Annotated in this window: 11 protein-coding genes; 7 read left to right on the forward strand and 4 right to left on the reverse strand. The window is 60.0% G+C overall.

The annotated features are described in order from the left end of the window. The first annotated feature begins 23 nt into the window (after nt 1-23). The 6 genes from M0D64_RS37955 (at nt 24) to M0D64_RS37980 (ending at nt 6471) form a co-directional block, all read left to right on the forward strand. Nucleotides 24-545 (forward strand): hypothetical protein, encoded by a 522-nt coding sequence (locus M0D64_RS37955; RefSeq protein ID WP_266261443.1) that lies wholly within the window; start codon nt 24-26, stop codon nt 543-545. A 7-nt stretch (nt 546-552) separates the two neighbouring features. Further along, nucleotides 553-840: a hypothetical protein gene (locus M0D64_RS37960; RefSeq protein WP_266261444.1), complete on the forward strand. Its 288-nt coding sequence runs from the start codon at nt 553-555 to the stop codon at nt 838-840. Nucleotides 841-1192: 352 nt separating this feature from the next. Beyond that, nucleotides 1193-2035: a TauD/TfdA family dioxygenase gene (locus M0D64_RS37965; RefSeq protein WP_266242546.1), complete on the forward strand. Its 843-nt coding sequence runs from the start codon at nt 1193-1195 to the stop codon at nt 2033-2035. Nucleotides 2036-2171: 136 nt separating this feature from the next. After that, nucleotides 2172-3032, forward strand: a complete 861-nt coding sequence (locus tag M0D64_RS37970) for a GntR family transcriptional regulator (protein WP_266242541.1) — start codon at nt 2172-2174, stop codon at nt 3030-3032. 726 nt (nt 3033-3758) lie between these two features. Continuing rightward, nucleotides 3759-5129 carry an MFS transporter gene (locus M0D64_RS37975; RefSeq protein ID WP_266261445.1) on the forward strand — a complete coding sequence of 457 codons (1371 nt, stop codon included), beginning with the start codon at nt 3759-3761 and terminating at the stop codon, nt 5127-5129. A 133-nt stretch (nt 5130-5262) separates the two neighbouring features. Beyond that, a complete protein-coding gene (locus M0D64_RS37980) occupies nt 5263-6471 on the forward strand; it encodes a CaiB/BaiF CoA-transferase family protein (RefSeq protein ID WP_266242544.1) in 1209 nt (402 codons plus the stop codon). Between the two features lie 104 nt (nt 6472-6575). Here the strand turns inward: M0D64_RS37980 and phaC are convergent, their stop codons facing one another. The 3 genes from phaC to glaH form a co-directional block, all read right to left on the reverse strand. Then, nucleotides 6576-8297: a class I poly(R)-hydroxyalkanoic acid synthase gene (gene phaC / locus M0D64_RS37985; RefSeq protein WP_266261446.1), complete on the reverse strand. Its 1722-nt coding sequence runs from the start codon at nt 8295-8297 to the stop codon at nt 6576-6578. 243 nt (nt 8298-8540) lie between these two features. Beyond that, nucleotides 8541-9821: an L-2-hydroxyglutarate oxidase gene (gene lhgO / locus M0D64_RS37990; RefSeq protein WP_266242777.1), complete on the reverse strand. Its 1281-nt coding sequence runs from the start codon at nt 9819-9821 to the stop codon at nt 8541-8543. Continuing rightward, nucleotides 9818-10753, reverse strand: a complete 936-nt coding sequence (gene glaH / locus M0D64_RS37995) for a glutarate dioxygenase GlaH (protein ID WP_266261447.1) — start codon at nt 10751-10753, stop codon at nt 9818-9820. The genes lhgO and glaH overlap by 4 nt, the downstream gene beginning before the upstream one ends. A 99-nt stretch (nt 10754-10852) precedes the next feature. On the opposite strand from glaH, the gene M0D64_RS38000 reads away from it, so the two are divergent. Beyond that, nucleotides 10853-11782 carry a LysR substrate-binding domain-containing protein gene (locus M0D64_RS38000; RefSeq protein WP_266261448.1) on the forward strand — a complete coding sequence of 310 codons (930 nt, stop codon included), beginning with the start codon at nt 10853-10855 and terminating at the stop codon, nt 11780-11782. On the opposite strand, the gene M0D64_RS38005 is transcribed toward M0D64_RS38000, so the two are convergent. Then, nucleotides 11779-12813: an AraC family transcriptional regulator gene (locus M0D64_RS38005; protein WP_266242839.1), complete on the reverse strand. Its 1035-nt coding sequence runs from the start codon at nt 12811-12813 to the stop codon at nt 11779-11781. The two genes, M0D64_RS38000 and M0D64_RS38005, sit on opposite strands and share 4 nt — an antisense overlap. Between the last annotated feature and the right edge of the window lie 98 nt (nt 12814-12911).

The following is a 12911-nucleotide window of genomic DNA, read 5'->3' on the forward strand; positions in this document are numbered from 1 at the left end:
GTTCACGTAGAGAGGATCCTGTCATGAAGGTCATTTCTCACCTCGACAAGGTGCGACGGCTAGTGGTGCTTCGAGAGCACCTCGACCCGTTAGCCGACTTCGAATTGTGGTTCTGGACCACGCTGACCGCGAGTATCAACGTGTTCAACGCGGCGCTTCATCTCACAGGTCTGACGCGTGACGATCCCGTGTTCTCGACCATTCCCGGCGTACACGTTGTGAAGCAACCCGATGGCAGCTACGCGCGCGAGTTGAGTGGGCTCGGCGATGTGAGCCACGTCGGTTGGCCGGAAATCGAGGGCGAAGTACCTCAGGCCATTCGGCAGTTCGAACACGCGTTGCATACCATCGAGCATCATCGGGATCCATGCATTCGCGGAGATTGCGTTCCAAACCAGACCATCGTCGATGAATGTGAGCAAGCGTTTGCACAAGTCATGTACGTATTCGAACAGGCATTGAAGGGTACCGAGTATGAAAACCGAGAATCATCGACGCAAAGCCGAGAACATCGAGACGTCGCTGAGGTTCCTCGGCGAAGATGACTGGGAAATGAAAATTGAGGCAGCGATGTTGGCCGGCACACACTGGGCGAACTACGCGCTGCATCGCCGCGGCGTCACTTCAGACAGTGAGGACATCGTCCACAACTCGATGCTGGCCGTTAGCATGCTGCGCAAGTATTCCCTTGCGGAAGGCGAACTGCTTGGTGCGCTAACCGAAATCGAGGAGCTTCGCCCTCTTTATGTTCGTGGAGACTTGCCAGACGGCTCTCGCGCCGCAGCGCGTGCGCTGGAACTGCTTGGGTTGATCAGCGCGCTCGCGAGGCGTGCGCCATGACTGCTTCAGCGGAAAGCGTCGCGATGATTCATCCGACTATTCAAGCTCCAGTTGTGCGATCAAATTAGTGCTCACGCACTACCGAAAGCCCGAGCGGCTGCATCAATAACCGGCGATCAACCCGGCCTGCGGCGGGCATGGCCCACGGCCAGGCATTCCTGCCATCGTTCTTCGCGACCAGCAAGGATTGGATGGCATAAAATTAATGTCGACACAAATAAAATGATCTGCTATCTTGTTTGTACAGATGCAGGGCAACAACATTTCACGGTTTCGTAAAGCTGGGGCGCCACGCGGCGACGGTGGGTGAGTTGGTGAAATGCCTGCCAGATACAAGGAGATATCGCTCATGATTAAAGTAGAGAGACTGACCACTTGCATTGGTGCCGAGGTGTCCGGTGTGAGCTTGGGGGATGCGTCTCGAGATGCATCGCTGTTCGCGGAGATCAAGGCTCTGTTGCTTAAGCACCGGGTCCTCTTTTTTCGAGATCAAGACATCTCTCGGGAAGAGCATGTTTCCTTTGCGCGTCGTTTCGGGAAATTGGAAGATCATCCCGTTGCGGGAAGCGATCCGGAGCACCCGGGCCTCGTGCAAATCTATCGATCGGAAGCAAAAAACCCTTACGAGAACAACTACCATAGTGATGGGCTTTGGCGGCCGAACCCATCTATGGGCGCCGTGCTTCGCTGTGTCGAGTGTCCAGAGGTCGGGGGTGACACCATCTGGGTCAACATGGTAGAGGCCTATAAACAACTACCAGAAGACATCAAGAAGCGCATCGATGGATTGAGAGCAAAAAGCAGCATTGAGCACTCGTTCGGTGCGGCAATGGATCCGGAGGAGCGTAGAAAACTGGCGACGCAGAATCCGGAGGTGGAGCACCCTGTTGTGCGGACGCACCCAGAGACTGGCGAAAAGATTCTATACGTCAGCAGCTTTACGACGCATTTCGTCAACTACCATACGGTTGAAAATGTGCGTTACGGATTGGACAAGACGCCGGGTGCAAGCCTTCTGCTGAGTTATCTGCAGAGCCAGGCGTCGATCCCTGAGTATCAGGTTCGTTTCCGGTGGAAACCGAACAGTATTGCCGTCTGGGACAACCGGCCAACGCAGCACTATGCGGTAATGGATTATTGGCCTGCCCCGCGTAAGATGGAGCGAGCAGGAATCGAAGGCGATAAGCCATACTGACAGTTTGCCTGTCCTCGCGAGGTTCGAGGTGTTCGGGCTCCAGCCGGCGGTCAGGGAGTTTTTGTCGACATTACAATGCCGGAGACTATAATGATCAAAGGATTGAATTCGACGAAAATTGATTCCGCGATACGCCATGGCCCGAAATAAAACGCAAAACCTTCCCGATCTTTCCGCGCTTCTTACGCCCAAGAATTCACTGATGCTGGCAGTCGAGCGGGCGGTGCTGCGCGGGCAGGACTGGGCGTATGCCTCGGTGCCGATTGCCGAGCAGATCGCCGCCCGGCTGGCCGGGGTCATTACGCTTGACCTGGTGAAGTCAGGGCAACGCTTGCTGGAGAAAGATATCAGCGAGGTGCTGCACGTCAGCCGCGCTCCGGTGCGCGAAGCGATGCGTATACTGGAGCGGGACCGTCTGGTTGAGTTTCAGGCCAGGCGCGGGGCGATCGTTACGGCGCCCGACGAGAATGAGCTTCGGGACATTTTCCGCGTGCGGAGCGTGCTTTACGTCACGATGTTGGAGCAGGTGGCGCGCGAAAGCCCGGCCGAGTTCGAGGCGTTACTGACCGCGCATATGCCCAAGCTGACCAAGGCGGCCGAGGAGTCGGTAGACGCGTATGCCGTGGAAAGCTTCCTCCTGAATTTCAACACGGTCGATCTGTGCCGCAACCGACTTCTGGTCGATGTCCTGCACTCCATCTCATTGCGAACCCTGCGGTATGTCCGGCTAGGATTTGTGGCTAAGCCTCAATCGGTTCGCGCATCTTTAAAAGTCTGGCACGCGCTGCAGAAGGCCGCGATCAAGCGGGACAACGAACTACTGCTTTCCCTTGCAGCCTCGCGCCTGGACGACGCCAGGGACGCTGCCATTCGTGCAATCGCTGAAAAACCTGCAGACAGTCGGCGTGCGCGTGCCCCAAAGGCGGCGCAGCCCGAAGTAGCGGCCGCCTCTACAAAGCGAGTCGCTCGCCGCGTACTTAGGACGGTTGAATCCTGATGGCTCGGCGTTCCATCTTTTGGAACGCCGCGTCGGGTTTTCCACTGGCGGCGGCCACGTCTATCGTGGCCGCGATGTCGCACGAATTGATTGGGACGTTCCCTGGATAGTTGGAACGAGTTGGGATGTCATGTCGTCGGAATCGACTTCGCCTCCCGCTCATCCATCCTCTCCTCGACGCTGGGGACGCTCACCCAGGAGCAGACACCGCATGCCAGCACCTCCGGTTGTTTGCTACGCACCGGTGCGGGGATCTTGCGTCCGAGTCTTCCACCAACTGGTTGGCGCGTAACGGGCACTAGTCGTTCTTCTTCAGCGAATCCACCAAGCGCTTCCGCTCGCACGTGATCCCGTTTCGCCGTGCCCTCAATATTGCGAACCTTAGCTTCGCTTCCGGCTTGCGCCACTTCGTAGCAATTCGTCCCTGCGCTCAGGCGTGGTGTTTCGTGGGCGGTTAATAATTAATGTCGCCAAAAATAATCCTCGGTGCTATCCTGAAATCCGTGTCCGTCGTCAGGAGCTTTGCGGCCGCAGGCAAGCATTTGCTTTCCCGTGAACACCCGATTCTGATCGAGGAGCAAAACGAGCGAACTTCAACGTCATCACGCAAGTCATCAAGACGATTGAAATAAGCGTCGAAATCCAAAGTGCGCACAGCTACACAAAGAAAGCGTCCGGCGATGCTGATGGTCAGCAGAAACCACTGCCGGTCTTGGCGTAGAGATCTTGCTTCACACGGGCCAGACGATATCAAGCGGCACGATTCAGTATGAATTTAGTGAATCATCGGAGGAGACAGAATTGAATCTTTATACAAGTAACGTAGTGCCGGCCGAGTCGGCGGCGGTTGCCAATGGCGCCCGAGCCTACGCCTGGGTGGTATTTGCATTGATGTTTTGCCTCTTGCTGTCCGACTACATGTCGCGGCAGGCGCTCAATGCCTTGTTTCCGATCTTGAAAGTGCAGTGGCAGCTGACCGATACAAAGCTCGGTTCGATTAGCGGCGTGGTGCCGTTGGCGGTTGGCGTGCTGACCCTCCCATTTTCCATAATCGCGGACCGTTGGGGACGGGTCAAAAGCATTGCACTGATGGCTGTGCTATGGAGTGTTGCCACGCTCGGGTGCGCGATTGCCAGCAGCTACCATGAGATGTTCGTCGCGCGCATCTTCGTTGGTGTCGGCGAGGCTGCCTACGGAAGTGTCGGACTTGCGATGCTCATGAGCATCTTTCCGAAGCGTCTGCGGTCTACCATTGCGGGCGGCTTTACGTCTGCCGCTGCCTTTGGGTCCGTGCTCGGTGTTTCGCTTTCCGGCATCGTTGCGACCCACTTTGGTTGGCGCTGGTCGATGGGTCTGATGGCGATCTTTGGTTTTGTGCTGGTGATCATTTACTTCTTCGTAGTCACGGAAAAAAGGCTCGCGCGTTCGCAGCCGGACAATGCGAGCGGAACTCCGATGTGCGGGCGTATGAAACTGACGCCCCGAGCGCTTTTCTCTGGCCTGTTTCCGTCCCGTTCCGTCTTTTGTGCGTACCTCGGCAGCGCCCTGCAGATCTTCATTCAGGGCACGCTTTTCGTGTGGCTGCCCAGCTACCTGAATCGCTACTGGGGCATGCCTGTCAGCAAGGCTGCCGTAGTGGCGGCCGGCCTTGTCCTTGTCAGCGGTATGGGCCAACTCTTGTGCGGTGTGATCACAGACCGGATCAGCAGGGACTCGTCGCTTAAGCGGTGGAACATGGCCATTGGTTATTGCCTCGTGCTAGGCATCCTGCTGGCGGTCGCGTTCCGCTTGCCACCGGGCAATCTGCAACTTGCGCTCCTTGCGCCCGCGGTGTTTTTCCTTGCCAGTTCGTTCGGCACATGTAGCGCGATTATTGCGGGGGCCACACCGCCAGCTATCCATGGCTCGGCATTTGCCACGCTGACGCTGTTCAACAATATATTAGGCCTCGCGGCTGGTCCCTTTTTCACCGGTGTGGTAGCGGACGCGGTTGGTCTTCAAGGCGCGTTGCGCTTGCTTCCGCTCGCGGCAGTTCTGCCACTCGCGGTGTACCTCATTGGCCGGTGGTGTTACATAGCGGAGGCGCGACGCGGCTGAGCGAGCTGCTGGCGTGGCGCACCTAATCGACTGAACGTTTTCTGATGTCCATGCTCCAGGTGGTCCACCTTAATGGGCCAGCTGCACCGCTTACGCCGGGAGAGCCAGAAACTCCCGCAAATACGGACTTGCCATGTCAAATCTGAATCCCTCACTGCCGCTCGCGGGCGTGCGCGTGCTCGATCTTTCCCGCGTACTGGCGGGCCCGTGGTGCGGCATGGTGCTGGGCGACCTAGGCGCCGAAGTTATCAAGGTCGAGCACCCGAAACGCGGCGACGACACGCGCGATTGGGGCTTGCGCATCGGATCGACCGAGACGGCCTATTTCAATAGTGTCAACCGCAACAAGCGCTCCGTGAGCCTCGACCTGCAAACCGCCGAGGGCCAGCAGATCGCACGCGATCTGGCTCAGAAGAGCGACGTCGTGATCCAGAACTTCAAGTTCGGCGGCATGGAGAAGCTAGGTCTCGGATACGAGCAACTGAAGCAGAACCACGAGGGCCTGATCTATTGCTCAATTTCCGGCTACGACCGCACGGGACCGGAAGCCGCACGCCCCGGCTACGATCTGGTGGTTCAGGGCGAGGCTGGGCTGATGGCGCTCAACGGCGAGGCCAGCCAGCCCCCGCTAAAGTTCGGGATCGCCGCAGTCGACATGTTCACCGGGATGTACTCGGCCCAAGCCATTCTGGCGGCGCTCTTCGAGCGTCAACGAACTGGCACGGGACACCACATCGAAATGGCGCTGTTCGATTGCGGACTGATGATCACCTCGTATTGCGGGATGGAAGCGCTGATCTCGGGCGAGGACACGCCGCGTTACGGAAACGCGCATCCTTCAATCGTACCGTACGGTGTATTCGATGCCGCGGACGGGCCGCTCGTCATCACGGTCGGCAACAACAACCAGTTTGCGCGCTTTTGCCGCGAGGTGATCGAACGGCCCGATCTTGCCGAGGACGATCGCTTCCAGACCAATATCGGCCGCGCCGCGAATCGGGCGGTGCTGGTGCCCGAAATCGATCGCGAGATCGGACGAAGAGGGCGCCGTAGTCTGCTCGATCGTCTGACGCAGGCCGGCATTCCATGCGGTGAAGTCCTCGGGCTCCACGCAGCGCTGACCTCGAAGCGCGCGACGGATGCCGGACTCGTGACGACGCATCCGCACTCGGAGGTTGGCAGCACACAGGTCCTCGCTCCGCCCTGGCGCTTCGACGGCGCGCGCTTGCCGGTACGAAGCGCGCCGCCGCGACTGGGGGAAGGCACGAACGACGTGCTCCAGACCTTGCTCGGGCTGTCCGCTGAGCAACTTTCCCGGTTAAAGGCTGACGGCGTCATTTGACGTCGTGCGTGGACGCAGCATTACGCCTCTGACTCTGGAGGCGCTGTCAATCGCCATCGAAAACGCGCAGGCGCAGGAGCGCCCGGCCTAAAGGTCTTTGCCGGTCACGCGCCCATCACTTCCGGCGGGTGCCTCGCGACGTAGCGCCCCGGCGCGGGCTCGATCGGCTTGTATTTCGCATTGCCCGCCCGCCTAGGCGCTTTGATCTGTTTGCCCGCATGCGGTTTCAGCCAGTTCATCCAGTGCGTCCACCAGCTTCCTGGCTGCGACTTCGCCGTCGCAAGCCATGCCTCGGGGTCATCGCCGAGCGTGCCGTCGGCCCAGAAGCTGCGCTTGTTCTTCGATGCCGGATTGATGACACCCGCGATATGTCCGCTCGCGCCAAGCACGAATTGCGTCTCGCCGCCCACCAGTTGCGTCGAGCGATACGCGCCCCGCCACGGCACGATGTGATCTTCCTGCGTGCCGAAGATATAGCTCGGCATGTCGATCCGTCCGAGGTCCACCGGCGTACCGCACATCGAGAGCTGCCCTGCCTTGCACAGGTTGTTTTCCAGGTACATGTTGCGGAGATACCAGGCGTACATCGGCCCGGGGAGGTTGGTGCCATCGGCGTTCCAGTACAGCAGGTCGAACGCCTGTGGCGCACCGCCCTTCAGGTAGTTGTTGACTACATACGGCCAGATGAGATCGTTGGCGCGCAGGGTCTGAAAGACAAAGCCGAGCTCGCCACCTGAATAAATGCCGCCGCGTCCGATGGTCTGCTCGCGCTGCGACACACCCTGTTCGTCGATGAACACACCGAGATCGCCCGGGTCGCTGAAATCGAGCATGGTCGTGAGCAGCGTGAGGCTTTCCACCGGATCGTCGCCCCGCGCGCGCAGCACCGCGAGCGCCGACGACAGGATCGTGCCGCCCACGCACCAGCCGACCGCGTTGACCTTGTCAGCGCCGCTGATCGCGCGCCCGGTCTCGATCGCCTTGATCGCGCCCTTTTCGATGTAGTCGTCCCAGGTGATGTGGCCCAGGTCCGCGTCAGGGTTGCGCCACGACACGAGGAACACCGTCTGCCCCTGTTCGCACGCGAAACGCACGAACGAGTTCTCCGGCTGGAGGTCGAGGATGTAGAACTTGTTGATGCAGGGCGGCACGATCACGACCGGCCGCTCGGCGACCTCGTCGGTGAGCGGTGCGTACTGGATCAGCTGGAACAGTTCGTTCTCAAACACCACCGAGCCTTTTGACACGGCCACATTGCGGCCTACCTCGAAGGCAGTTTCATCGGTGATCGAGATCCGGCCGCGCTTCAGGTCTTCGAGCAGATTGGCGAAACCGGCACGCACGCTCTCGCCCTGCGTCTCTAGCGCGGTTTTCATCGCATCGGGGTTGGTGGCGGCGAAGTTGGCTGGGCTCATCGAGTCGATGAACTGGCGCGCGTAGAAACGCAGCTTGTGCTTTTCCTTCTCACCGAGGCCCGCCGCTTCGACCATGTCGTTGAGCAGGCGCGAGTTGAGCAGGTATGTCTGTTTCAGAAGGCTGTACCAGGCATTGTCGTTCCAGGCGTCGGCGCTGAACCGCCGGTCGCCGCGCTCTGGCCGGACGGTCGGCTCCGGGGTTTTTCCGGTAGCGCTCGCGACCATGCCCATGTACAAGGCCATCTGCTGCTGCCAATAATGGGCTTGCGCCTGGGCCAATGCCAACACCGGCGTGCTTCCTGCGCTGGCGGGCGCATCACCGCTCATGCCGGTGAAGGCGTGCAGCAGGCTCTGCCCGGATTTGAAGAAACCCTGGACGAACTCGTCCGGCATATTGAACGGGGCAGCCATGCTATCTCCTGAGTTCCGTCGTCAGCATCTTTTAACTCCCTCCTGGTGGCGAGAGTCCCGACTGACGAGCTTCTGAATTGAATGGGTCAAGCCTCAGATTCCTATCCCGGCTCAATATACCGCCGCTTGAGTTGCAGTATGCACTGTGCGCACTGGCCGCGACCCAAAGTCATACGCATGGCGCACGGCATGCACAGGCTCGCCCCTTCGATCTCCAATGCAGAAGGTCGCCGGGCCGTGTGCTTACCCGATCGCCAGACCCTGTACCTGGCCTGACGAGTACGACCGGGTAAGTGGAGCAAGATCGAAACGCGCGTCGAACTCGTCGACGAGATAGGCGCCGATCGGCAGCGCGGAGGTCGCCGCCGGAGACGGTGCGTTGCATACGTGCAGACTGCGCTGCGACGAACGGATCAGGAAGTCATGCACCATGCTGCCGTCCGCCATCACGGCCTGCGCACGTACGCCGGACGGGTAAGGCTCGAGGTCGGACAGCTCGAGTTCCGGGCAGTATCGGCGGCACAGTTCGAGGTAACCCCTTTTCCACAGCGAGTTGCGCATCTCGATGAGCCCCGATGCTCCATGTGTTCCAAGCATCTTCCAGAAGCCCGGGAACGCTGCCATGCCGGCGAGATCCTTCAGATTTGCGTCGCGCCAGCGGTAGCCCTCGCGCGCGAGCGCCAGCACGGCGTTTGGACCCACCGTGATATATCCTCCGATCATTCGCGTCAGGTGCACGCCGAGAAAAGGCAGCGCGGGATCTGGCACCGGATAGATCAGGTGCTTCACGATGTCGTTCTTCGCCGCTGGCAACCGATAGTATTCACCGCGAAACGGCACGATCCGAAAATCGAGATCGACATTGCACATCTTCGCGAGGCGATCCGCCATCAGCCCTGCGCAGACGATGGCGTGCTTTGCCCGGAAGCGCCCGCCGGACGTTTCCGCGGTAATGCCGTTTTCGTCCTCGTGGAGCGCGTCGACACGCTGGTTCAGCAGAATCTGCGCGCCTTGCTCCTGCGCGAGTCGGGCCATCGTCGTGGTCATGCCCGGATAGTCGGCGATGCCGCTCGCCGCCACGCGGATCGCCGCGCGCCCCGCGATGCGCGGTTCGAGTTCTCTCAACGCCGCCTCATCGAGCATATGCGGTTCGAGCCGATTTTGCTCGCAACGTGCGTAGAGCGCATTCAGCCTTTCGATTTCGACGTCTTCGGTCGCGACGATCAGCTTGCCGCATTGATCGACCCGCACGTCATGGCGGCGGGCAAACTCATAGGTCGCGTCAGCGCCTCGCCTGCAGAACTCGGCCTTGAGGCTTCCCGGCGCGTAGTACACGCCGGCGTGGATCACGCCGCTGTTGTGACTGGACTGGTGAGCTGCGAGTGAGGCCTCCTTCTCGAGCAGCAGCACGCTCAGGCCCGGATGACGTTCGATCAGTTGCATGGCCGTCGAAACGCCGACGATGCCACCGCCCACGATCAGGACGTCCGCGTCATAGCCGCGGTGATGCTGGACGGTCGTCATTGTGCGAACACTCCGCGTTGGCGCATCAGTTCACGATGAAGCGCCGGATGCTTCTGGAACGGCGCCCGGCCGTGCAGCCAGAAATAGTTGTTGAGGACCACGAGGTCGCCCACGGGAAGCGGTACTTCGCGCGTCGCGGACGACGCTTCCATCGACGCCGACAAGTCGTGCAGATACACCGCTTCGGCGGATGAACGGGGCTGCACGAATTGATCGATGAACGACATCGCCAGGCCATACTCACTCTGGAAAAACACGGGGCGTTCGATCTGCGCGTCGACGTTCTTCGAACCGGGCGCCTTGTAGAGAAACGGCCGGGTGCCGAGTGGATCGTCGAGGAACGTGTCCCGCTCGCTCCAGTCGTCGATATGCATGAAGCGCGACTCGCCGCCGACCGCGTTCTCCTCCGCGAACTTCATCATGAGCAGCCATTCGGTCGGCTCGTCGACAAAAGTTCCGTCTGTATGCAGCGTGAACAAACGGTACGCCTGACGAAGGTAGGAGTCGCTGTTGTCCGTGTCCTTCACGAGGAAGCGAGCGTAATACGTGCCGGACATTGCGTCGTGATTCGCCGGTCCAAGCAGGTACCCGACTGCCGTTCCGAAACGGACGAAGTCGCGAGGGTCGGCGCTCACGTCCTGGACGCCCAGCGTGAATCCGCCGGTGGATCGGTCCCGCACGAGTTGCCGAAGTGCTGAGACGAAACCGTCGCCGACTGCGCGCGCGAGCGCGTCCGCAACCATAAAGCGCATGAACGGCACGTATTCGAGGTTCTGAAGGTCGATGTCTTTGACTGAAGAAAAGAATTTCTGCAGCGCGTCAGGTTGCACCGTGATATGACGCAGACGTTCGTGATGAGGATGACGCTCGATCGAAAACTTCAGTTGCGAATCGACCGCTGCGGTCATCGGCAATGCTGTGACGGCGCTCATGAAGGTGTCCTTGGGAAGAAAGTATGTCTATTTGACTCCTTATCTGTGATTGGTTAAACACGTATAAACTGCATTTTTATTCGTAGAATGAGATTAAAGATGATCGATAGCCGGCAACTCAAACTATTCGTTGCGTTGGCCGAAGATTTGCACTTCGCTCGCACAGCCGACCGGCTCGATATCGCACAATCGGTGCTCAGCCAGCAGATCAAGAGGCTTGAAACCGATCTCGGCGTACGGCTGCTCAACCGCAACAAACGCGCGGCGATCACGCTGACCGATGCGGGGGACGTTTTTCTGGTCGAAGCCAAGGCCGCACTGCGACAACTGGAGCGCGCCGACCGCGTCGGGCGTCTGGCAGCAAGAGGAGAAGCAGGTCACGTTGCGCTCGGCTATATCGGCTCGGCCGTAACAACTGGGCTGCTGCCCGATACGCTCAGGGCATTCAGGATGGCGAGCCCGGACGTCCGCATGCACGTCGTGGCGATGGAAACACCGACGCAACTGGAACGTTTGTCGGACGGGACCATCGATGTCGGTTTCATTCGGCCCCGCGCGCACTATCCCGATGGGGTCACAGCCAGAGTCGTTCAGAGCGAACGCCTGCTGATTGCGCTGCCGGCGGACAGCCCACTCGTGCGCGTGAAAGCCGTGAAGGCTTCCCAGTTGCGGGGGGTGTCATTCATTGCGCCGCAGTTCAATGAGGTGGCCGGCTTCGCGGAAGATCTCGCCAGACTCGGCCGCGTCGGCGGGTTCGATGCGCAACCGGAGTATCGGGTCAACGATTTCATTACTGCGGTCAGCATGGCGTCGGCGGGCTACGGCGTAGCGCTCGTGCCTCAATCCATCCAGGGATTCGCTCAACCCGGCGTGGTGTTCAAACCTTTAAGCGACTTCGAAGATCAGGTCGAAATCGCGGTGGCGTATCGCGTTCGCGAGCATTCGCCTTGCGTGCGGGGATTCATCGATACTGCGCTGTCATACGGCGGCCTCACGAAGCGCCCGGGGACGCGCCGCACGACGCGTTAGAGAGCCTCGTCTGTCGTCTGTCCGTGCACTGCGCCGCGCGTCGCCCGGCTCTCCTTGGCGCTGCAACCGAATTGCGTGTGATACCAGCGGGAAAATGCGCTCGGTGCGGAAAAACCGAGCAGGGTCGCTACCTCGGTCAACGGACGATCGCTCTCGATGACATGACGCGTGCTCAGTTCCTTGCGGATGTCGTTGACGATCGACGAGAAGCTCTGCCCCTGTTCCGCGAGCCGGCGCTGGACCGTGCGGCACACCACGCCGAGGTGCTCGGCCACCTGTTCGATGCCGCAGCGTCCACTGGGTAACAGCAGCAGGATCGTGCGCCGCACGTCCTCAAGCATGGTTGGCTGCTGCGACATGACAGACGCGTCTAGCAACTGCTGCGCATAGCGCGCCATCGCCGGATCGGCTGACGGGTTGCGTGCGTCGAGATCGTCCTTCGCGCAGATGATGCAGTTGAAGTCATAGTCGAACTCGACGCAACTGCCAAAAAACCGTTGGTGTGTACTAGCGTCGCGCGGCGCCGGATGTTCGAAGCATACGCGCCGCGGTTGCCAGTCGGTCTTGAGGAGCTGGCGTATCAACTGCACCATGACACCTAGTGCCAGTTCAACCCTTTGGCGCGTGGGCTGATGCGCACTGCCAGCAATGACCACCTCGCGAATGATGACCAGTTCGCCGCATTCCTCGACCGCCAGCGACAGCGCACCGTTGAGCAAGGCCTGGTAGCGCATCAGCATGTTGAGCGAGTCGCGCAGCGTTGCCTGGTCGCGGATCAGCAATCCTACAGCCCCAAGGTTCGACAAGAGGCGCGACTCGGCCATGCACAGTCCGAAACTCTCGTTGCCTGACAGGGTTGCGGACGCCTGGAGCAGTTGTCCGACGCGCTCGACCGGAATCATGAGGTCCGGCTCGCGCAGTACGCCCGGACTTAACCCCGCGTCAAGAAGCATCCGCACCGGGTCCAGTCCGGCTGCACGAGCGACCTCGCTGTAGTTGGTTAAGCTCGCAGCGCGGACAAGTGTCGACATCGGAAAACTGAATGGAAGACTGGCACAAAATGATAAGTCCGTGTCATGTAATGTCAAGCGGGGGAAACCCATCACACCCACACTACCAAGCTTGATTG

Source organism: Paraburkholderia sp. WS6 (assembly GCF_030464835.1).
Lineage (GTDB): Bacteria > Pseudomonadota > Gammaproteobacteria > Burkholderiales > Burkholderiaceae > Paraburkholderia > Paraburkholderia madseniana.